Source organism: Streptomyces sp. NPDC026417 (genome assembly GCF_055567695.1).
Map to the genome: position 1 here is coordinate 223,877 of NZ_JBVHPY010000006.1, position 19,685 is coordinate 243,561.

At 72.0% G+C, this 19,685-nt stretch carries 20 protein-coding genes; 10 read left to right on the forward strand and 10 right to left on the reverse strand.

Annotated elements, in window-relative coordinates:
• Positions 1-120 precede the first annotated feature (120 nt).
• Both ACZ4NT_RS12390 and ACZ4NT_RS12395 read right to left on the reverse strand, forming a co-directional pair.
• Positions 121-978 (reverse strand): hypothetical protein, encoded by an 858-nt coding sequence (locus ACZ4NT_RS12390; protein WP_121408460.1) that lies wholly within the window; start codon positions 976-978, stop codon positions 121-123.
• A 132-nt stretch (positions 979-1,110) separates the two neighbouring features.
• Positions 1,111-1,401, reverse strand: a complete 291-nt coding sequence (locus ACZ4NT_RS12395) for a hypothetical protein (RefSeq protein WP_121408714.1) — start codon at positions 1,399-1,401, stop codon at positions 1,111-1,113.
• 105 nt (positions 1,402-1,506) lie between these two features.
• Here ACZ4NT_RS12395 and ACZ4NT_RS12400 point away from each other — a divergent pair, with 105 nt between their 5' ends.
• Positions 1,507-2,412: an oxygenase MpaB family protein gene (locus tag ACZ4NT_RS12400; RefSeq protein ID WP_467725064.1), complete on the forward strand. Its 906-nt coding sequence runs from the start codon at positions 1,507-1,509 to the stop codon at positions 2,410-2,412.
• A gap of 85 nt (positions 2,413-2,497) precedes the next feature.
• Here the strand turns inward: ACZ4NT_RS12400 and ACZ4NT_RS12405 are convergent, their stop codons facing one another.
• Positions 2,498-3,031, reverse strand: coding sequence for a PadR family transcriptional regulator (locus ACZ4NT_RS12405; RefSeq protein WP_467725066.1), 534 nt, complete (start codon positions 3,029-3,031; stop codon positions 2,498-2,500).
• Positions 3,032-3,137: 106 nt separating this feature from the next.
• Here ACZ4NT_RS12405 and ACZ4NT_RS12410 point away from each other — a divergent pair, with 106 nt between their 5' ends.
• On the forward strand, positions 3,138-3,896 hold the full coding sequence (locus ACZ4NT_RS12410) for an alpha/beta fold hydrolase (RefSeq protein WP_121408458.1): 759 nt from the start codon (positions 3,138-3,140) through the stop codon (positions 3,894-3,896).
• Positions 3,897-3,900: 4 nt separating this feature from the next.
• Here ACZ4NT_RS12410 and ACZ4NT_RS12415 read toward each other — a convergent pair whose 3' ends face one another.
• Positions 3,901-4,500, reverse strand: a complete 600-nt coding sequence (locus ACZ4NT_RS12415; protein ID WP_467725068.1) for a class I SAM-dependent methyltransferase — start codon at positions 4,498-4,500, stop codon at positions 3,901-3,903.
• A 152-nt stretch (positions 4,501-4,652) separates the two neighbouring features.
• Here ACZ4NT_RS12415 and ACZ4NT_RS12420 point away from each other — a divergent pair, with 152 nt between their 5' ends.
• The 7 genes from ACZ4NT_RS12420 to ACZ4NT_RS12450 all read left to right on the forward strand — a co-directional run bounded on the left by ACZ4NT_RS12420 (position 4,653) and on the right by ACZ4NT_RS12450 (position 11,675).
• Positions 4,653-5,426, forward strand: coding sequence for an MHYT domain-containing protein (locus tag ACZ4NT_RS12420; protein WP_121408457.1), 774 nt, complete (start codon positions 4,653-4,655; stop codon positions 5,424-5,426).
• Positions 5,427-5,489: 63 nt separating this feature from the next.
• Positions 5,490-8,171, forward strand: coding sequence for a nitrate- and nitrite sensing domain-containing protein (locus ACZ4NT_RS12425; protein WP_121408456.1), 2,682 nt, complete (start codon positions 5,490-5,492; stop codon positions 8,169-8,171).
• Positions 8,168-8,605: a roadblock/LC7 domain-containing protein gene (locus ACZ4NT_RS12430; RefSeq protein ID WP_121408455.1), complete on the forward strand. Its 438-nt coding sequence runs from the start codon at positions 8,168-8,170 to the stop codon at positions 8,603-8,605. The genes ACZ4NT_RS12425 and ACZ4NT_RS12430 overlap by 4 nt, the downstream gene beginning before the upstream one ends.
• Before the next feature lie 18 nt (positions 8,606-8,623).
• A complete protein-coding gene (locus ACZ4NT_RS12435; protein WP_121408454.1) occupies positions 8,624-9,034 on the forward strand; it encodes a DUF742 domain-containing protein in 411 nt (136 codons plus the stop codon).
• Positions 9,035-9,228: 194 nt separating this feature from the next.
• The gene (locus ACZ4NT_RS12440; protein WP_121408453.1) at positions 9,229-9,834 is read left to right on the forward strand and encodes an ATP/GTP-binding protein; all 606 of its coding nucleotides are present in this window, start codon (positions 9,229-9,231) and stop codon (positions 9,832-9,834) included.
• A 261-nt stretch (positions 9,835-10,095) separates the two neighbouring features.
• Entirely contained in the window at positions 10,096-10,509 is a 414-nt protein-coding gene (locus tag ACZ4NT_RS12445) for a roadblock/LC7 domain-containing protein (protein ID WP_121408452.1), read from the forward strand.
• Between the two features lie 122 nt (positions 10,510-10,631).
• Positions 10,632-11,675, forward strand: a complete 1,044-nt coding sequence (locus ACZ4NT_RS12450) for a DUF6397 family protein (protein ID WP_121408451.1) — start codon at positions 10,632-10,634, stop codon at positions 11,673-11,675.
• A 103-nt stretch (positions 11,676-11,778) separates the two neighbouring features.
• Here ACZ4NT_RS12450 and ACZ4NT_RS12455 read toward each other — a convergent pair whose 3' ends face one another.
• Both ACZ4NT_RS12455 and ACZ4NT_RS12460 read right to left on the reverse strand, forming a co-directional pair.
• Positions 11,779-12,645 carry an acyl-CoA thioesterase gene (locus tag ACZ4NT_RS12455; protein WP_467725072.1) on the reverse strand — a complete coding sequence of 289 codons (867 nt, stop codon included), beginning with the start codon at positions 12,643-12,645 and terminating at the stop codon, positions 11,779-11,781.
• 19 nt (positions 12,646-12,664) lie between these two features.
• Entirely contained in the window at positions 12,665-15,178 is a 2,514-nt protein-coding gene (locus ACZ4NT_RS12460; RefSeq protein ID WP_467725074.1) for a DEAD/DEAH box helicase, read from the reverse strand.
• 145 nt (positions 15,179-15,323) lie between these two features.
• On the opposite strand from ACZ4NT_RS12460, the gene ACZ4NT_RS12465 reads away from it, so the two are divergent.
• Positions 15,324-16,118 carry a metal-dependent hydrolase gene (locus tag ACZ4NT_RS12465; protein ID WP_121408448.1) on the forward strand — a complete coding sequence of 265 codons (795 nt, stop codon included), beginning with the start codon at positions 15,324-15,326 and terminating at the stop codon, positions 16,116-16,118.
• 119 nt (positions 16,119-16,237) lie between these two features.
• Here the strand turns inward: ACZ4NT_RS12465 and ACZ4NT_RS12470 are convergent, their stop codons facing one another.
• The 4 genes from ACZ4NT_RS12470 to ACZ4NT_RS12485 all read right to left on the reverse strand — a co-directional run bounded on the left by ACZ4NT_RS12470 (position 16,238) and on the right by ACZ4NT_RS12485 (position 19,503).
• Positions 16,238-16,507 (reverse strand): type B 50S ribosomal protein L31, encoded by a 270-nt coding sequence (locus ACZ4NT_RS12470; RefSeq protein WP_121408447.1) that lies wholly within the window; start codon positions 16,505-16,507, stop codon positions 16,238-16,240.
• Between the two features lie 42 nt (positions 16,508-16,549).
• Positions 16,550-17,020 carry a DUF5709 domain-containing protein gene (locus ACZ4NT_RS12475; RefSeq protein WP_121408446.1) on the reverse strand — a complete coding sequence of 157 codons (471 nt, stop codon included), beginning with the start codon at positions 17,018-17,020 and terminating at the stop codon, positions 16,550-16,552.
• A gap of 549 nt (positions 17,021-17,569) precedes the next feature.
• Positions 17,570-19,351, reverse strand: a complete 1,782-nt coding sequence (locus ACZ4NT_RS12480) for an ABC transporter ATP-binding protein (RefSeq protein WP_467725076.1) — start codon at positions 19,349-19,351, stop codon at positions 17,570-17,572.
• Positions 19,348-19,503, reverse strand: coding sequence for a hypothetical protein (locus ACZ4NT_RS12485; RefSeq protein WP_467725078.1), 156 nt, complete (start codon positions 19,501-19,503; stop codon positions 19,348-19,350). Before ACZ4NT_RS12485 ends, ACZ4NT_RS12480 begins: the two co-directional genes overlap by 4 nt.
• Between the last annotated feature and the right edge of the window lie 182 nt (positions 19,504-19,685).

The window sequence follows — 19,685 nt, forward strand, 5'->3', positions numbered from 1 at the left end:
CGGAAGGGGCCCCCGGATCGACCGTGCCCGGCGCCGGCGCCCGGAGCCGGAGCACGGGATCGGCCGTGCCCGGAGCCGGAGCGCGGGATCGGCCGTGCCCGGAGCCGGCCGCGGCCACGCTCAGGCCGGGCGCACCGCCATCTTGTCGAGAGCCTCCAGGAGGCCGGGCAGTTGCGCACCCCGGCCGATCGGCAGGACCTCGCCGGGCTCCTCGTCGAGGAGGACGAAGGCGATGTCGTCGGTCCTCGCCACCATGGACCAGCCGGGACCGTCGGCCCGTAGTGTCCTCGCGTCGCCCGGGGCGAAGGACGACCGCACCCTGCCGAGCGGCGGCGGTGTCTCCACGTATGCGTGCGCTTCGGCCAGCACACGGCGGATGCCGCTGCGCGCTCCACCGTCCTTCTCGGCCTCCGCCGCCCCCGCCTCGGGCTCCTCCGCGGCCGGTTCTGCCTCGCCCGCCTCGGGGTCGACGAACTGCCCCTCGGGAATCTGCTCGCGCCAAATCGCCCATTGCAGGGCGATTTCGTCGGCGCCGAGACGCCGTTGCGCGGGGCCCCAGGTGCTGGTGTCCGGCGGGGTCAGCGGCGGCCGCTCCGCGACCTCGGCCGCGGGATCGTGCGGCGCCGGTACGCCCGGAGCCGCCACGGCCACCGCCAGTGGCCAGCCGGGCAGCGCGGCGACGACCGAGCGCTCGTCGGGCGACAGGTCGTACTCGATGCCGCAGTCCCACGAGGCGATGGCCACCGCCACCAGGGACACGTCGTCGACCACGACCGTCCACCGCGCGCCGTCGCTGTCCTGGCCGAGCACCAGGCCGTACCCGTCGGCGAGCGGCGCGAGATCCAGCGCCGCGCAGGCCTCCGGATAGTCGTCGCCCAGCACGCTGGGGAACTTCGCGGGCGTCAGCAGCACCGCGGTCAGCACAAAGAGTGCGTCGTCGTCCTCGGCGGCGACGGCGTCCACGCCCGTCCCGGCCATCCCAGCCTCCCCATCGCTTCATCCGTCGGCGCACCTTAATGCGGCGGCCGGGCGCTTGTCACGAGGGGGAAGCAACCCCGGAGCTGCAGTTATCCGGCTGGACAGGGGCGAATCGACCGCGCGGCCCCCGGATCAGGCGGCCGGCAGCCCCAGCAGCGACCGTGCCACCGTCCGCGGTGACTCGTCGCGCTCCCGCGCCAGCGCGATCACGGCGCGACAGGCCAGCTCGCTCACCCCGAACGACAGCGCCTCCGGGGACACCCGGGCCGCGGCCTCGTCGATCCCGTCCTGGTCGTCGTCGGCGCACGCCGACACATAGGCCGCCGCGGCCTCGAAAAGGTTGTGGCCGCGCTTCTCCGGCCGCCGCTCCCCGTCACGCTCCGGTGGTGCCTGGCGCCACAGCTTGCGGAGTCTGTCGAACATGGCGGACATCGGGGCCACCTTCCCTGTGCGGTTGTCGTAGCTGATCGTCCATGTGCTGCCACTCAACGTAGAGTTGGAGGCTCGGCGGCAGAAGGGGGAGGCTGCGTGAAGCGCTTCGAGCGGCTCGAGCGGATCCGGCGAATGGACCCGTACCAGGACTCGCTGGAGATCTACCGGCTGTCCGCGGTCTACGAGTTCCCGTGGGACTTCACGCGCGCGCTGGAGCTGGCCCTCTACCGCACCTACGCCGTCCCCGGCATCGGGCGCCTGCTCGCCGAGACGGCGGAGCTCACGGACCGCGCCCAGAGGCGCTACGACGACACCGCACTGCTCCTGGACGCCGTCGTCGAGCACGGCTTCGACGGCGAGCAGGGCCGCACCGCGATCCGCCGCATCAACCAGATGCACCGCAGCTACGACATCGGCAACGAGGACATGCGCTACGTGCTCTGCACGTTCGTCGTGATGCCCAAGCGGTGGATCGACGCGTACGGGTGGCGCAGGATGTCGCGTCACGAGATCGTCGCCTCGACCGTCCACTACCGCACCCTGGGCCGGCACATGGGCATCGCGGACATCCCGGGCACCTATGAGGAGTTCGAAGCCTGCCTCGACGCCTACGAAGAGGCCCACTTCGGATGGGACGAGGGTGCGCGCCGGGTCTCCGACGCGACGCTGGACCTGATGGCGTCCTGGTATCCGCGTCCCCTCGCGCCCCTGCTGCGCACCTCGACGCTCGCGCTGCTCGACGACTCGCTGCTGCGGGCCTTCCGTTACGAGCCGCCGAGTGCGGCCACCCGCGCGTGGGTCCGCCGTGCGGTACGCGCCCGCGGGCGTCTCGTCCGCCTGCTGCCACCGCGCCGTGCCCCGCACTTCGCGCGCCAGAACCGGGAGATCAAGGGCTATCCGGACGGGTACCGCGTCGCGGACCTCGGTACCCGGCCCGTTCCCGGTCTGCGCGGCTGCCCCGTCCGCCACACCGGGACGTCGGCGGCCTCCGCCGCCGAGTGACCCACCGGGTCCCGTCGGCAGTCCCCGCCGTCGAGTGACCGACCTGGACGTCACCGGCCCCGCTGTCGAGTGATCGACCGTGTCGTCAACGGCCTCCGCTGTCGAGGGACTCGATCGTCGCGCGCAGCCAGGACAGTTCGGCCCTGCTGGTCGCCCGCGCGATGGTGAGCATGCCCTGCCGGAAGGGGTCGTCCAGCTCCTCCGCGCGCAGCGGTCGGTCGCCGTCGTAGAAGAAGCTGGCGGGCTCTTCGAGGAAGGCGAGGCGTCGCCGCAGGACGACGGCCTGGGCCACGGGGTCCGCCAGGTGCCGCAGGAAGGCGAGGACCGTGAACCAGCGGTTCTCGTCGGTGACGTCGCGCTGGGTCGGCTCCGCGAGGCGTCGTCGCAGTTCGCTCCTGCCGTCCTCGGTGAGCGTCAGGACGTGGCGCGGAGCCGCAATGGAGCCGGGCTCGGTGGCCCGTTCGAGCAGGCCCGCCTGCTCCAGTCGTTTGATCGCGGGGTACAGCGTGCTCTCGGCCACGGGCCGCACGTGTCCCGTCAGCGCCGAGATGCGCTTGCGCAGTTCGTAGCCGTGCAGCGGGGCGTCGTACAGGAAACCGAGGATGGCGAGCTCCAGCATGCCCGCATTCTGCCGTACTCCGGGGTACATCGCTTCCTCGATACATCGGTATCGAGGTATTATCCCTGGGATGGTGCTGGTGGAACGGTGTCGAAGGGATAGCGGGATGAAGCAGGCCGTATTCGACGGCGGGGGAAGCTGTGTGCGCTGGACGGAGGCGGCCGGTGCCGAGCCCGCGCGCGTTCATGTGCACGGCTTGGGAGCGGCTTCGACCGTCTACAGCGCCCACATCGCGGCGCGCCCCGAACTCGCCGGCCGCCGGACCCTGTTCGTCGATCTGCCCGGGCACGGGATCAGCGACCGGCCCGCCGACTTCGGCTACACGCTGGAAGAGCACGCCGACGCACTGGCCGCCGCGCTGGACGAGGCGTCGGTCAGTGGAGCGGAGCTGATCGCGCACAGCATGGGAGGCGCCGTCGCCATCGTGCTCGCGCATCGCCGGCCCGACCTCGTCTCCCGGCTGGTGCTCACGGAGGCCAATCTCGACCCGTACCCACCGGTCACGGCCGGCAGCAGCGGGATCGCCTCCTACGAGGAGGCCGACTACGTCGAGAACGGCGGCCACGCACGCGTGCTGGAGAAGGTCGGACCCACCTGGGCGGCGACGATGCGGCTGGCCGATCCACGAGCCCTGCACCGGACCGCCAAGGGGCTCGCCCGCGGCACGAACCCCACGATGCGGGACATGCTCAAGGGGGTGGTCGCGGACCGTGTCTTTCTCCAGGGCGAGCTGAGTGGCGAACTCCCGGGCAGGGCCGAGCTGGAAGCGGCGGGCGTGCGCGTGGTGACCGTGCCGGGAGCCGGACACAACGTGATGTTCGACAATCCGGACGCGTACGCGGCCCAGATCGCCGGCAGGGTCTGAGCGTTCAGACGGGACGTACGGCCAGAGCCAGGAACCGTGCGTCCTCGTCGATGTAGGAGGTCATGCGCCAGCCGGAACCCTCCAACAGAGGACGGAGGTTGCTCTCGGCGCGGAGATCGCCGGGGGTGATCTGCCGTCCCTGGCGCGCCGCGAGCGCCGCCCGGCCGATGGGGTGGAAGAGCGCCAGTACGCCACCGGGACGGACCACCCTGGCCAGCTCCCGCAGGTTCTCCGCGGGGTCCGGGAGATGCGAGACGAGACCCGCGCCGAACACGGCGTCCAGGGACTCCGTGCGCATCGGCAGGGCACCCACGTCCGCGAGCAGCAGACGACCGTACCGGTCCCGCCCGGCCCGTACCGCCGCCGTCAGCATCGCCGGGGTCAGATCGGCTCCGAGGACGACTCCGGACGCACCCACGGCCGCGCGGAGCGGGGGCAGCGCCCGTCCGGTGCCGCAGCCCGCGTCGAGCACGCGGTCGCCCTCACGCAGCCCCAGTTCGGCCACCGCGGACGCGTAGGCGGGGCCGTCGTCGGGAAACCGGTCGTCCCAGTCCGCCGCGCGTGCCGAGAAGAACTCCTGGACGTGTGTGTGGTTGTCGCTCATGTTCCGCATGATCTCTCACCGACACGAAGGACGACGCGGTGCACACGTTCGAGCGCCGTGCGATCGCTCAGGGGTCTGTCTGCGTCATATTCCAACACCTTTCGAAACGCGCCCCCTTCATGCGCCCTTGGCGGGACTAGCGTCCCTGGGCCATGGGACACCTGGACCACGCCACCTTCGGCTGGCTGACCCCCGTGCTGTCGTACGTGATGGCCTGCATAGGCGCCGCTCTGGGCCTGCGCTGCACCGTCCGGGCGCTGGGCGCCACGGGGCGTTCGCGGCGGAACTGGCTGCTCACCGCCGCTTCCGCGATCGGCACCGGCATCTGGACGATGCACTTCGTGGCGATGCTCGGCTTCGGCGTCGGCGGAACCGAGATCCGCTACGACGTGCCGCTGACGATCCTCAGTCTCGTCGTCGCCATGGTCGTCGTGGGCGCGGGCGTCTTCGCCGTCGGCTACGGGCGCGACCGCGGTCGCGCCCTCGTTCTCGGAGGACTCACCACCGGCGTGGGCGTGGCGAGCATGCACTACCTCGGCATGGCTGCGCTGCGGCTGCACGGCGCGGTGGCCTACGACCCCGTGCTCATCGGACTCTCCGTGGTGATCGCCGTGGTCGCGGCGACCGCGGCACTGTGGGCCGCACTCAACATCAAGTCGCCCGTGGCGGTCGCCGCGTCCTCCCTCGTCATGGGCGGAGCCGTGAGCAGCATGCACTACACCGGGATGATGGCGGTCAGCGTGCGGGTCGACCCTTCCAGGGCGCTCCTGCCCGGCGCCACGGTGATGCAGTTCATCTTCCCCCTCGCCGTGGGTCTCGGGTCCTACCTCTTCCTGACGTCGGCGTTCGTCGCCCTCTCGCCCACGGCCGACGAGCGCGAGGCATCCGCGTCGGCCCAGCGACCGGTCGAGAGCGTCGCCCCCTAGGGGCGGTTCCGGGGCCACGACGGCCTGGACGCAGCGCCCCGCACCACTCCGAGCGAGGAGGCCATGCGTACACCCCGCAAGACCCCCAGGGCCGGCGCCGAGCCGCCGCCACAACCGCCTGTCCGCGGTCGCCGCGCGCACGCGGGCCCGCCCGCCGACGAGCATCTCGACGCCGACGAGGCGGCCACCGAAGCGCCGGCCGCGACGACCGAACGCGCGGGGCGCTGGCACGTGCGCCCCCGCACGGTACGGGCGAAGATCGTGTGCCTGCTCATGGTGCCCGTCGTCTCCCTTCTCGCCCTCTGGGCCTATGCCACCGTCACCACCGCACAGGACGTCGCGCGGCTGCGGCAGTTGCAGCGCGTGGACTCCACGGTGCGTGCCCCGGTCGACGCCGCCGTCGCGGCTCTCCAGGCCGAGCGCGCGGCCGCCGTCCGGTACGCGACCGACCCGTCGGCGGAGCGGCCCGGTGAGCTCAAGGAGTTGGCGGGGCGCACCGACCGAGCCGTGGCCGTGCTGCGGCTGGGCGACCGCAACACCGTGGCCGACGGCGCCGACCTGCCCGCCGGTGTGGCCGTACGGCTCGAGACGTTCGTCGCCGCAGCCGAGAACCTGCGATCGCTGCGCGGCGCGCTGCTGGAGCGGCGGACGGGGTGGGACGAGGCGTACGGGCAGTACACGAAGACGATCTCGAAGGCCTTCGCCGTGGGCGGCGCGCTCACGAGCGTCCAGGACGCCGGGCTGGGATCCGACGCGCGCGTGCTGCTCGAATTCTCCCGGGCCGGGGAGGCGCTGGCCCGGGAGGACACGGTGCTGTCGAGCGCCCGGCTGGCGGGCACACTCGACGGAGAACGGCTGCGCCTCTTCACCGGTGCCGTGGACACCCGCCGGGCGCTCACCGACTCCGCCGTCGCCGACCTGAGCGGTCCCGAACGCGCGGCCTGGCGCGAGCTGGCCGGGGACGACGCATACGCCGACGTGAGCGTCGTCGAGGACAAGGTGCTGCTCTCCCGGCCCGGTGCGAAGGGGGTCGCCGCCGCGCCCGAGGCCACCTGGAACGCGGCACACGCGCGCGTGCAGGACGGCATGCGGTCCATCGGATCGGATGCCGGACGCGGTGTCGCGGAACGGGCGGACCCGTTCGGACGCGGCCTGCTCACCCCGGCCGGGGCGGCCGTCCTCTTCGGACTCGCCGCGGTCGCCGCCTCCCTCGTCATCTCCGTACGCATCGGGCGCGGCCTCGTCGTCGAACTCGTCAGCCTGCGCAACGACGCTCTGGAGATCGCGCGCCGCAAGCTCCCGCACGCCATGCGCAGACTGCGCGCGGGTGAGGAGATCGATGTCCGCGCGGAGGCACCCCCCGGACCACCGTCCGAGGACGAGACGGGACAGGTCGCCGAGGCTCTGGGCATCGTGCACCGCGCCGCTCTGCGTGCCGCGGTCGAACGCGCCGAACTCGCCAGCGGTATCTCCGGTGTCTTCGTCAACCTCGCGCGCCGCAGTCAGGTCCTCGTGCACCGGCAGCTGAACCTGCTCGACAGCATGGAGCGCAGATCGGACGACCCCAGCGAACTGAGCGACCTCTTCCGGCTCGACCACCTCACCACGCGCATGCGGCGGCACGCGGAGAGCCTGATCATCCTCTCCGGTGCCGCACCGGGCAGGGCCTGGAGAATGCCGGTCTCACTGACCAACGTGGTGCGCGCCGCCGTGTCCGAAGTGGAGGACTACGCGCGCGTGGAGGTGCGCCAGTTGTCCGAGGCCGCCATCGTCGGCGCCGCGGTGGCCGACCTCACCCACCTCCTGGCAGAGATCGTCGAGAACGCGGCGCAGTTCTCACCGCCGCACACCAGAGTGCGGGTCACCGGCGAACCGGTCGGCAACGGCTACGCCGTGGAGGTGGAGGACCGGGGTCTCGGCATGGGCAAGGAGTCGCTCGCCGAGGCCAACCGCCGCATCGAGCAGTCGGAGGCGCTCGACCTCTTCGACAGCGACCGTCTGGGGCTCTTCGTGGTCAGCCGGCTCGCGGCGCGGCACGGCATCAAGGTGCATCTGCGCACCTCGCCCTACGGCGGCACCACCGCGGTCGTCCTGCTGCCCAAGACCCTGCTGCAGAGCGACGCGCCGGAACGTTCCCCCAGGACCGCCGACCGCGGGCAGATGGCGGAGCACGCGTACGCGCGCGTGCCGGCCGCGCCCGAGGAGTCCGTCCACGCCGCGACGGAGCGGCCCGCCCTGGTGGCACCCGTGCCGCCCGCCGGCGGGGAGGTGGCTCCCGGGCGGCCGGTTGGCGGGCACGGGGTTCCGGTACAGCCGGATGCCGGGAACGGAGTTCCCGTACAGCCGGTTGCCGGGAACGAGGCGTCCGTACAGCCCGTCGGCGGAAACGTGGCCCCCGGAGATCCTGTCGCCGAGAGCCGGGCGAACCGATCATCCGACCATCCGCCCCACGGAGTCACCACCTTGCGCCTGCACCGGCCCCCGGACGAGCCCGAAGCGTCCGACGACCTGCCGCGGCGCGTGCGGCAGGCGAACCTCGCACCCCAACTGCGCGAACAGCGCACCGAGGAGCCGATACCGGCGGACGACCGGACGCGTCGAGAAGAACGCACACCCGAGCAGGTTCGGGACCGTATGGCCGCCTACCGCGACGGCTGGGCCCGCGGCGGCGGCACATCCCCCGGTCTCGGCGGCCGCCCCGCTGCCACCGCGGGCGGCGACAGCACTGAAGGAGACCCCGCATGATTCAGGATCCGACCACGAGACCCGCCCCGCGCACGGGCGAACTCGACTGGCTGCTGGACGACCTGGTGTTCCGCGTCGGAGAAGTACGACACGCGGTGGTCCTGTCCAACGACGGCCTGGCGGTAGGGTCGTCCGCCGACCTCAGGCGTGAGGACGCGGAACATCTGGCCGCCGTCGCCTCCGGCTTCCACAGCCTGGCCAAGGGGGCGGGCCGCCACTTCGGCGCCGGCGGCGTCCGGCAGACCATGGTCGAGATGGACGACGGCTTCCTGTTCGTGGCCGCCGCCGGCGACGGCTCCTGCCTCGCCCTCCTCACCGCCGCCACGGCCGACATCGGGCTGGTCGCCTACGAGATGGCGCTCCTGGTGAAACGCGTCGGCGAGCATCTCGGCACGGCACCCCGCGCCGCTGCGCGACCGCCCGTCGGCGGATGACCCAGGCGGACCGCACCCATGACCGAGGACATGCCGACCGCGTCGCCCCAGCCGGGAAGCCAGTGGTACGACAGCGAGGCGGGACCGCTCGTACGGCCCTACGCGATGACGGGCGGGCGGACCCGCCCCGGCCCGACCGGAGTGCGCTTCGATCTGATCGCACTCGTCACCCTCGACCCGGGAGCACCCCGGCTCGACGACACCGCACTGGGCCCGGAACACCGCACGCTCATCGACCTGTGCCGCCCGGAGACACAGTCGGTGGCGGAGCTGTCCGCCGGGGCCGACCTGCCGGTAGGGGTGGTGAGAGTGCTCCTGGGGGACCTCCTGGAGCTCGGCTGCGTCACCGTCAGCCGTCCGGTACCCCCGGCCCAACTGCCCGACGAGCGCATCCTTCGGGAGGTCATCGAAGGGCTGAGGGCGCTGTAGCGCACGAAGACGGCCTTCCACGACCGGTTGTGCCCGTGCACCCGTATCCGTCCGGACACCGAATGAACCCGTTTCGATCGGATCCGTCCCATAGCGGTCCAACACCGCGCGAAGAAGCCGGGGTTGTCATGATGCTGACTCCGCACACATGTACTGACGTCGACCGTTGCCGGCACTCCCGAGAGAAGTGATCGATGGTCTCCGAGCACTCCGACGCCTCCGCCGGCGAGACGGCCGCCCTGGCGTTGAAGATCCTGGTCGCCGGCGGGTTCGGCGTGGGCAAGACGACTCTGGTCGGTGCGGTCAGTGAGATCCGGCCGCTGCGCACCGAGGAACTGCTGAGCGAGGCCGGCCAGTCGGTGGACGACACCGACGGCGTCGACCACAAGGTCACGACGACGGTGGCGATGGACTTCGGGCGCATCACCATCAGGTCCGGGCTGTCGCTCTACCTTTTCGGCACACCTGGGCAGGACCGCTTCTGGTTCCTCTGGGACGAGCTGGCGCAAGGTGCCCTCGGTGCCGTCGTCCTGGCGGACACCCGACGGCTGGAGGACTGCTTCCCCGCCGTGGACTACTTCGAGCACCGGCACATCCCCTTCGTGGTGGCCGTCAACTGCTTCCCGGGGGCACGTGCTTACGGCGCCCAGGACGTGTGCCGCGCTCTCGATCTCGACCGCGGGACACCGGTCGTGCTCTGCGATGCCCGGGACCGCGACTCCGGGAAGGAGGTGCTGATCCGCCTCGTCGAGTACGCCGGGAAGGTGCACACCGCCCGGCTGCTCGACTCCGTCGGGTGAGGGCGCGGGATGCCGTCCGGGTGGGCCGTCGTCCCGTGCACGCCGTCCCGCTGGGCGGCTTCGGGGTCGTCTCCGATGGGTGACCCGCCTCGGTCGGGGTGAGCCGGCTCGGTCGGACACGGGACTCGGTCGGTGAACGTGGCGTGACCGGTCGTCTTCCGTGGGATGCCCTGCATCCTGCTTGCCCGCGCGGCTGCGTTGGGGAAGGCTGGCTTGTCGGATCCTCCGACCAGGAGGACGACGACACGGGGAGAACGGACCATGGCGCAGAACACGGGACTCGGCTGGCTGCTGGACGAGCTGACCGAGCGCGTCGAACACGTCCGGCACGCACTGGTGCTGTCGAACGACGGACTGGTGACGAGTGCGAGCACGGGGCTGCGGCAGGAGGACGCGGAACATCTCGCGGCCGTCGCGTCCGGTCTGCACAGCCTCGCCCGGGGGTCGGGACGCCACTTCGGGGCGGGCCAGGTGCGCCAGACGATGATCGAGTTCGATGACGCGGTGCTCTTCGTCACCGCCGCCGGTGACGGCAGCTGTCTGTGCGTGCTCAGTGCCGCCGAAGCCGACATAGGCCAGGTCGCCTACGAGATGACGCTGCTGGTCAACCGTGTCGGCGAACACCTCCGCGTGGCAGCCCGACAGCCGCAGCACACGTCGATTCTGGACCTCTGACCTGCGGAGACGTCAGGCCGGGCGGGGTTGTCCACAGGCTCCCCACGCGCATCGGAGATCCGGCTACGGTTTTTCCCGAAGCGAGCGCAGGTCGGCGCGAGCACCGTACGGGGGAGAACCGCATGTCCGGCACCACCATCACCCAGTCCACCCAGTCCACCCAGTCCGCCGCCGCTCCGGGGCGTCCCGCTGGGCGGCCCCGTCCGCCCGGCGCCGCCTCCGCCGACGCGGGAGCGGGGCCGGCGTCCTTGACGCCGAGCCGGGCCGCCCGGGAACTGGGGCTGAAGCGCGGCGAGTTCGAACTCGCCGTACACCTCGGCCGCGTCCGCACCGTCCCGGACGACAGGGGCGGGGGAGCACGCCGGGTGACCCGGCCGGAGATCGAGCGGGTTCGCGCGGCGAGCGGCTCCACCGAGGCACTGCGGGAGCGCGTCAGGACCGTGGGGACCAAGGAGGCCGCGGCCCTCATGGAGGTCACGACCGCCAGGTTCACCCGCCTCGCCCGCCTCGGGCTGCTGGTCCCGGTCACCTTCTACCTGAACCGCTACCGAGCCGTCGTCTGGCTCTATCTGGCGGAGGAATTGCGCCAGTTCGCCGCCGGAGAGGAGAACGCCCGGCTGCTGAGCGGCCGCATTCCCGAAGGACTGCGTGACCAACTGGACCAGGGGCTCGACCTGCGACCGCGCAACTGGCGGGGACGGCATCGGGGGTTCCTGCTGCGCCGGACCGAGGACCCCTGGGCGCAGGCCGCGATCGTATCGGCACAGCTCGATCCGCTGCAGGTCGCTGAGGTGGTGCCGGATCCCTATGAGCGCGCCCACCTGAACCGCTTCCGACCCGAGCAGGCGGGGCGGACCGCGCCCGACTCACCTGCCGCCGAAGTCGCCGCGAGGATCATGACGGCACAGGATGCCGACGAGATCGGCTGGCTCCGGGCCGACTTGGCGCAGGCGGTCGCCGACGCCCGGGAGACCCGTCCTGCCCCGCGGCCCTTCCCGAACCCACCGCCGTCGCCGGTGACACCGAGGCCGGGAGGCTCCGAAAATCCGGCACTGACGCTTCCCTCGCCGACGACGGCGCGGCCCTGTTCCGAGGGTCCCGGCAGCGGCGAGCCTCCGGAGCCGACGCGCCGGCGGTTCGGATGGCTGCGACGCAGAAGCACCTGACGAGTCGCGCCGGTCCCGAGCACGGCAACACCGGCTGCGGACGCGGACAGCAGCGCCGCCACGGAGGGACATCACCCTCCGGCAGGGCCACGGCCTGCCGTTCCTACAGTGCCCGGAAGAGCCCTTCCTGCACGACGGAGACGAGCAGGCGCCCCTGCAGGTCGTAGATGCGGCCGCGAGCCAGCCCGCGCCCACCCGTCGCGATGGGGGACTCCTGGTCGTACAGGAACCACTCGTCGGCACGGAAGGGCCGGTGGAACCACATGGCGTGGTCCAGGGAGGCCATGTCGAACCCGCGGGGACCCCACAGCGGTTCGACCGGGATGCGCACCGCGTCCAGCAGAGTCATGTCGCTCGCGTAGGTCAGCGCGCAGGTGTGCACGAGCGGGTCGTCCCCGAGAGGTCCGACCGCCCGCATCCACACCGCACTGCGGGGCTCCGCGTCCTTGATCTCCTCAGCCGCCCAGCGCAGCCGGTCCACGTACCGGATGTCGAACGGCTGGCGCCGGGCCATCCGCTCCAGAGTCTCCGGCAGCGCCCCCAGGTGTTCCTGGATCTCCTGCGTCACCGTCGGCAGGGATTCGGGGTCCGGCACCTTGCGGGCGGGCGGCAGCTGGTGCTCGAAGCTCCCTTGCTCAGGCTTGTGAAAGGAGGCGGTCAGATTGAAGATCGTGCGGCCCTGCTGCACGGCCGTGACCCGCCGGGTGGTGAACGACCGGCCGTCGCGGACCCGTTCGACCTGGTACACGATCGGCACGCCCGGCCGGCCCGGGCGAAGGAAGTACGCATGCAACGAGTGCACGGGCCGGTCGCCCTCGGTGGTCCGCCCGGCGGCGACCAGCGCCTGTCCCGCCACTTGGCCGCCGAAGACCCGCTGCAAGGACTCCTGCGGACTGCGGCCGCGGAAGATGTTGACCTCGATCTGCTCGAGGTCGAGCAGCGCGACGAGGCTCTCGGCTGGGTTCGTCATGGGTGGCATTCTCCCGTGTTCAGAGCTGACCGACGTCGGTGACCCGGACGATGGCCCGGCCCTCCGCGTCCGAGGCGGCCAGGTCCACCTCCGCACTGATGCCCCAGTCGTGATCGCCGTTGGGGTCGGCGAAGGTCTGGCGGACGCGCCACAGGCCGTGCTGCGGTTCCTCCTGGATCTGCAGCAGCTTGGGGCCGCGGGCGTCGGGACCGGTGCCGAGGTCCTCGTACTCGTCCCAGTACTTGTCCATGGCCTCGCCCCACGCGTCGGCGTCCCAGCCGGAGTCGGCGTCCATCTCGCCGAGCTCCGCGAGTTGGTCGAGAGCGGCGAGCTCGACCCGGCGGAACATGGCGTTGCGGACGAGGACGCGGAAGGCCCGGGCGTTCGACGTGACCGGCTTGACCTGATCCGCCTTCTCCTGCGCCTCCTCGGCCGTCATCACCTCGGGGTTGGCGAGCTGCTCCCATTCGTCGAGCAGACTGGAGTCGACCTGGCGCACCATCTCGCCGAGCCAGGCGATCAGGTCCTCGAGATCCTCGGACTTGAGGTCGTCGGGGACGGTGTGGTCGAGGGCCTTGTAGGCACCTGCGAGGTAGCGCAGCACGATGCCCTCGGTGCGCGCGAGCTCGTAGAACGAGACGAACTCGGTGAAGGACATGGCTCGTTCGTACATGTCACGGATGACGGACTTCGGCGACAGCGGGTGGTCGCCGACCCACGGGTGACTCTTGCGGTAGGTGTTGTACGCGTGGAAGAGCAGCTCCTCCAGCGGCTTGGGGTACGACACGTCCTGGAGCCGCTCCATGCGCTCCTCGTACTCGACTCCGTCGGACTTCATGGCCGCCACGGCCTCGCCCCGTGCCTTGTTCTGCTGGGCCGCGAGGATCTGGCGCGGGTCGTCCAGCGTGGACTCGACGACGGACACCATGTCGAGGGCGTACGACGGGGACTCCGGGTCCAGCAGGTCGAAGGAGGCGAGGGCGAAGGTCGACAGCGGCTGATTGAGAGCGAAGTCCTGCTGCAGGTCCACGGTGAGCCGGACGATGCGTCCCTCGGAATCGGGCTCGTCGAGCTTCTCCACCACGCCGCCGTCGAGAAGCGAGCGGTAGATGGCGATGGCCCGCCGGATGTGCCGCAGCTGCTGCTTGCGGGGTTCGTGATTGTCCTCCAGCAGGTGCCGCATCGCCTGGAAGGCGTTCCCCGGGCGGGCGATCACCGACAGCAGCATCGTGTGCGTCACCCGGAAGCGCGAGGTGAGAGGCTCGGGCTCGGATGCGATGAGCTTCTCGAAGGTGTTCTCCGTCCAGCCGACGAACCCCTCCGGAGCCTTCTTGCGCACCACTTTGCGGCGCTTCTTCGGGTCGTCGCCGGCCTTCGCGAGAGCCTTCTCGTTCTCGATGACGTGCTCGGGCGCCTGCGCCACCACGAAGCCCGCCGTGTCGAAACCGGCGCGTCCGGCGCGTCCGGCGATCTGGTGGAACTCGCGGGCCCGCAGGGTCCGCACCCGGGTGCCGTCGTACTTGGCCAGGGCGGTGAAGAGCACGGTGCGGATGGGGACGTTGACACCGACACCGAGCGTGTCCGTGCCGCAGATGACCTTCAGCAGACCTGCCTGGGCCAGCTTCTCCACCAGGCGGCGGTACTTGGGCAGCATGCCGGCGTGGTGCACACCGATGCCGTGCCGCACGTAGCGGGAGAGGTTGCGGCCGAACTTGGTGGTGAAGCGGAAGTTGCCGATCAGCTCGGCGATCTGGTCCTTCTCCTCCCGCGTGCACATGTTGATGCTCATGAGCGCCTGGGCCCGCTCCACGGCCTGCGCCTGGGTGAAGTGCACGATGTAGACGGGGGCCTGCTTCGTGGCCAGCAGCTCGGTGAGCGTCTCCGTCAGCGGCGTCAGCACGTACTCGTAGGAGAGCGGTACCGGACGGGTCGCCGAGCGGACCACAGCGGTGGGGCGGCCGGTGCGCCGGGTGAGGTCCTTCTCGAACATCGAGACGTCACCGAGCGTCGCCGACATCAGGATGAACTGGGCCTGGGGCAGTTCCAGGATCGGAATCTGCCAGGCCCAGCCGCGGTCACCCTCCGCGTAGAAGTGGAACTCGTCCATCACGACCTGGCCGACGTCGGCGTGCTTGCCGTCACGCAGCGCGATGGACGCCAGCACCTCGGCCGTGCAGCAGATGACGGGGGCGTCCGCGTTCACCGACGCGTCGCCGGTGAGCATGCCGACGTTCTCGGTTCCGAAGATCTTGCACAGCTCGAAGAACTTCTCCGAGACGAGCGCCTTGATCGGAGCGGTGTAGAAGGTGACCTCGTCCCGGGCCAGCGCCGCGAAGTGCGCCGCCGCCGCGATCATGCTCTTGCCCGACCCGGTGGGCGTCGAGACGATCACGTTCGCACCCGAGACCACCTCGATCAGCGCCTCCTCCTGGTGGGGGTAGAGCGTGATGCCGCGTTCCCCGGCCCACGACTCGAAGGCTTCGTAGAGGGCGTCCGGGTCGGCGGTCTGCGGCAGCTGATCGATAAGGGTCACGCCCCCATCTTGCCTGTGATCGGGCGTGATGAGGGAATCGGATGCCCGTCCGAAGATCGCGAACGCTACGCTGTGGCGCCGACGGAGCGTCAGCGCCCGGGGGCAACTCGACAGCGACACAGCAGGAATGGGGCGGGGCACGGCCATGATGGGACCAGCACACTCACTGTCCGGGGCCGCGGCCTGGCTGGGCGTCGGTGCGGCGGCGGCAGCGGCCGGTCACACCATGCCCTGGCCGGTCCTCCTGGTCGGTGCCCTGATCTGCGCCGGAGCCGCCCTGGCGCCGGACCTGGACCACAAGGCGGCCACCATCTCGCGGTCCTTCGGACCTGTCTCGCGAGGCCTGTGCGAGATCGTCGACAAGCTCTCCTACGCCGTCTACAAGTCGACTCGGAAGCAGGGCGACCCCCGTCGCTCCGGCGGACACCGGACACTGACCCACACCTGGCTCTGGGCGGTGACGATCGGGGCCGGCAGTTCGGTGGCCGCGATCACCGGAGGGCGCTGGGCGGTCCTGGCGATCCTCTTCGTGCACCTGGTGCTGGCCATCGAGGGGCTCCTCTGGCGGGCGGCCCGCGGTTCCAGCAGCGATGTCCTGGTCTGGTTGCTGGCCGCCACCAGTGCCTGGATCCTGGCCGGTGTCCTCGACAAGCCGGGCAACGGCGCGGACTGGCTGTTCACCGCCCCGGGCCAGGAGTACCTGTGGCTGGGACTGCCGATCGTCCTGGGGGCCCTGGTGCACGACATCGGGGACGCGCTGACAGTGTCGGGCTGCCCGATTTTGTGGCCGATCCCCATCGGTCGCAAGCGCTGGTACCCGATCGGACCGCCGAAGGTGATGCGGTTCAGGGCCGGCAGCTGGGTCGAGCTGAAGGTGTTGATGCCGGCGTTCATGCTGCTCGGCGGGGTCGGCTGCGCGGCGGCGCTGAACTTCATCTGAGCCCAGGGCGAGCGGAGGGGGTCACCGAAGACTCGGGCGGCACGGCCGCACCACGCGAGCCCCCGGAGCGGTCCGGGCGGGCAGCGGCGCGGGGGACGGGTGACCCGGATCGGGCTGCGTCAGCCGGCGTCACCGGGGCCGGAGGCGGCGCTCCCGTACCGTCGCTCGAACGCGGCCACCCGGCCCTCCGAGTCCACTGTCCGTGCCTTGCCGGTGTAGAACGGGTGGCTCTCCGAGGAGATCTCCACATCCACGACCGGGTAGGTCTTGCCGTCGTCCCAGTCGATGGTCTGGTCGCTGGCGGCCGTGGACCGGGTGAGGAAGGCGTAGCCGGCGGAGCGGTCGCGGAAGACGACCTCGTGGTAGTCCGGGTGCTTGTCCTGCTGCATGGCTGCTCCTCGAGTGCGGGGGATGGGACGGACGCGGCGGTCTCAGCCGGGCAGCGTCTCCTCGTCGACGACGTGCATCGCGGCCTCCTCGGCCGAAGCGGCGGCGCCGTCGATGCCCACGTCGGTGGCGATCAGCCCGCTCTCCTCGTCCTCGTGCGCACCCTCGTCGGGTGCCACCAGGCGGCCGGAGCGGGCGGCGCCCACCTCGTTGTCCAGTGGCTCGCCGTCCGTGTCGTCGGAGTCTCCGATGCCGTCGCCGTCGGGGGCCGTGAGGTCGGGCAGCTCTTCTGCGAGGCGCTGGTCGAGGCTCTCGCCGTGCCGGCGTTCTTCGGCGGTCACGCCGACGTGCTCCACCGCCCACGGTCGCTCGGGCGGCGACCAGCCCCGGTCCAGAGGGTCGTCGACGCCGTCGGTCTCCAGGGTGTCCTCGGCGTCGAGCAATCCGGCGTCGTCCTGCACCTCGGAGCCGTCGGGCTGGTAGACGTCGTCTCCCCATCCGTCGGCGCTGTCCACGACTACCTCCAGGTGGTGGGGGCGGATCCGGTGCCGCCGTACCGCACGGCGACGGCGGGAACCGCATGGCACAGGCCGAGCCCCTCGCGAACCGGTTGGTTCGGGGCCACTCCCCGAGCCGGTGCCAGTTTCCAGCCTTCCACCCTCCGACGACAGCGCGCAACGGGACGTGCTCGGACACGGACCCGGCCGGGGCCACGCCGCGGCGGATCCGCGTACCCGCCGGAGCATCGGCGGGCCTGCGCCCACCGGGTCCGGCCTGCCGGTGCGCCGACGGCGGCCACGTCCCTCCGCACGACTGGCCCGACCGTGCCGGAGCCGGGGCGATGCCCGCCGTCCGGCCCGGGCCGGACGGCGGGCCCTCGCGCGCGGCCCCGCTCCACGAACCCGACGCCCGGCGCCGCGGACCGCTGCCGGCCCCAGGACGCCCGGGCCGGTTGCCCGTCCCCCGGCGCGGGGTCCGTCGCCCGCGCCTCGGCGCCAGGGTCCGCTGCCCGCGCCTCGGGACCGGTGCCTCCGGCCGGCTCCGGCCCCGGCGGTGGACGCCGGTCACCCGTGCCAGGAGCGCCAGAGCGCCGCGTACGCGCCGTCCGCGGCGACCAGCTCGTCGTGGCTGCCCAGCTCGCTGATGCGGCCGTTCTCGACGACGGCGATGACATCGGCGTCGTGGGCGGTGTGCAGCCGGTGCGCGATGGCGACGACGGTGCGGCCGTCCAGGACGCGGGCGAGGGAGCGTTCCAGGTGACGGGCCGCACGCGGGTCCAGGAGCGAGGTGGCCTCGTCCAGGACCAGGGTGTGCGGGTCCGCCAGCACCAGCCGGGCCAGCGCGATCTGCTGGGCCTGCGCCGGGGTGAGTGACAGCCCGCCCGAGCCGACCTCGGTGTCGAGACCGTCGTCGAGCGCCCGGGCCCACCCGTCCGCGTCGACCGCGCCGAGCGCCGCCCACAGCTCGGCGTCACCTGCGCCCGTCCGGGCGAGGAGCAGGTTGTCGCGCAGGGACCCCACGAAGACGTGGTGTTCCTGATTGACCAGCGCGACGTGGGCACGCACCTGCTCGGCGGGCATCCGGGACAGTTCGGCACCGCCCAGGGTGATCCGGCCGTCCCGCGGTGCGTAGATGCCGGCGAGCAGCCGGCCCAGCGTGGATTTGCCCGCTCCGGACGGGCCGACCAGGGCGAGCCGGGTGCCGGGAGCGACCTCCAGGGAGACCTGGCGCAGGACGTCGACGCCCGCGCGGTAGCCGAAGCGGACCCGGTCGGCGTGCACCTCGCGCCCGTCGGGGGTCACCGCCGGATCGCCCTCGTCGGGCTCGATGTCCCGCACTCCGACCAGCCGGGCCAGCGACACCTGGGCGACCTGGAGCTCGTCGTACCACCGCAGGATCAGACCGACGGGGTCGACGAGCATCTGGGCGATCAGCGCGCCGGTCGTCAGCTGGCCGACGTCGATCCAGCCCTGGAGGACGAAGACACCGCCGATCATCAGGACCGAGCCGAGGACCGTGACGTGGGTGAGGTTGACGACCGGGAAGAGGACGGAGCGCAGCCAGAGGGTGTAGCGCTCCCAGGCCGTCCACTCCCTGACCCGTCGGTCCGACAGATCGATGCGCCGCTCACCGAGCCGGTGGGCCTCGACGGTGCGCCCGGCGTCCACGGTCTCGGCGAGGACGGCGGCCACCGCGGCGTACCCGGCGGCCTCGGAGCGGTAGGCGGCGGGCGCCCGCCGGAAGTACCAGCGGCAGCCGACCACCAGGAGTGGCACGGCGAGCAGCACCGCCGGGGCGAGGGGCGGGGCGGTCACGGCGAGGCCGCCGAGCAGCAGGGCCACCCACACGACGCCGATGGACAGCTGGGGCACGGCCTCGCGCATCGCGTTCGCCAGCCGGTCGATGTCCGTGGTGATCCGGGACAGCAGGTCGCCGGTGCCCGCCCGCTCCAGGACGCCGGGCGGCAGCCCCACCGACCGTACGAGGAAGTCCTCGCGCAGGTCGGCCAGCATCCGCTCGCCGAGCACGGCCCCGCGCAGCCGCACCTGGTGCACGAACAGGGCCTGGACCACGAGGGCCAGCACGAACAGGGCGGCGGTGCGTTCCAGATGCAGTTCACGCGCGTCGTCGGCGACCTTCTCGACGACCGAGCCGAGCAGGTAGGGCCCGGCCATGGAGGCCACGACGGCAACCGTGTTGACCGCGACGAGCAGCAGGAAGGCGCGGCGGTGGCGCCGGAACAGTTCGGCCACGTAGGCGCGGACGGTCGCCGGGGCACCGACGGGCAGGGTGTTCGCCGTCGTCGGGGCCGCCGGGTCGTACGCCGGGGGCGCGAGGCCGATCATGCGGTCTCCTCGATCTCTTCCAGAGCGTCGATGGCGTCGATGTCGTGTGTTTCCAAGGCGCCGACCGTGCCGACCGCGCCGACCGCGGCCGGGGTGCCGGTCGTCGGACGGCCGTCGCCGGACGCGGTGTCGTCCTCGGTCTCCCGGGTCACCACGGCGCGGTACCGGGGCGCGGGGGGGGGGGGGGGGGGGGGGGGGGGGGGGGGGGGGGGGGGGGGGGGGGTTGGCGGGGGGGGGGGGGGGGGGGGGGGGGGGGGGGGGGGGTGCGGGGGGGGGGGGGGGGGGGGGGGGGGGGGGGCCCCCCGGCCTCGTCCCCTTCCCCCTCCAGTGTTTG

Coding starts and splice junctions, on each gene's coding strand:
- ACZ4NT_RS12390 (WP_121408460.1), bottom strand. CDS start 978: ATGGCCGGGACGGGCGTGGACGCCGTCGCCGCCGAGGACGACGACGCA.
- ACZ4NT_RS12395 (WP_121408714.1), bottom strand. CDS start 1,401: ATGTTCGACAGACTCCGCAAGCTGTGGCGCCAGGCACCACCGGAGCGT.
- ACZ4NT_RS12405 (WP_467725066.1), bottom strand. CDS start 3,031: ATGCTGGAGCTCGCCATCCTCGGTTTCCTGTACGACGCCCCGCTGCAC.
- ACZ4NT_RS12410 (WP_121408458.1), top strand. CDS start 3,138: ATGAAGCAGGCCGTATTCGACGGCGGGGGAAGCTGTGTGCGCTGGACG.
- ACZ4NT_RS12415 (WP_467725068.1), bottom strand. CDS start 4,500: ATGAGCGACAACCACACACACGTCCAGGAGTTCTTCTCGGCACGCGCG.
- ACZ4NT_RS12420 (WP_121408457.1), top strand. CDS start 4,653: ATGGGACACCTGGACCACGCCACCTTCGGCTGGCTGACCCCCGTGCTG.
- ACZ4NT_RS12425 (WP_121408456.1), top strand. CDS start 5,490: ATGCGTACACCCCGCAAGACCCCCAGGGCCGGCGCCGAGCCGCCGCCA.
- ACZ4NT_RS12430 (WP_121408455.1), top strand. CDS start 8,168: ATGATTCAGGATCCGACCACGAGACCCGCCCCGCGCACGGGCGAACTC.
- ACZ4NT_RS12435 (WP_121408454.1), top strand. CDS start 8,624: ATGACCGAGGACATGCCGACCGCGTCGCCCCAGCCGGGAAGCCAGTGG.
- ACZ4NT_RS12440 (WP_121408453.1), top strand. CDS start 9,229: ATGGTCTCCGAGCACTCCGACGCCTCCGCCGGCGAGACGGCCGCCCTG.
- ACZ4NT_RS12445 (WP_121408452.1), top strand. CDS start 10,096: ATGGCGCAGAACACGGGACTCGGCTGGCTGCTGGACGAGCTGACCGAG.
- ACZ4NT_RS12450 (WP_121408451.1), top strand. CDS start 10,632: ATGTCCGGCACCACCATCACCCAGTCCACCCAGTCCACCCAGTCCGCC.
- ACZ4NT_RS12455 (WP_467725072.1), bottom strand. CDS start 12,645: ATGACGAACCCAGCCGAGAGCCTCGTCGCGCTGCTCGACCTCGAGCAG.
- ACZ4NT_RS12465 (WP_121408448.1), top strand. CDS start 15,324: ATGATGGGACCAGCACACTCACTGTCCGGGGCCGCGGCCTGGCTGGGC.
- ACZ4NT_RS12470 (WP_121408447.1), bottom strand. CDS start 16,507: ATGCAGCAGGACAAGCACCCGGACTACCACGAGGTCGTCTTCCGCGAC.
- ACZ4NT_RS12480 (WP_467725076.1), bottom strand. CDS start 19,351: ATGATCGGCCTCGCGCCCCCGGCGTACGACCCGGCGGCCCCGACGACG.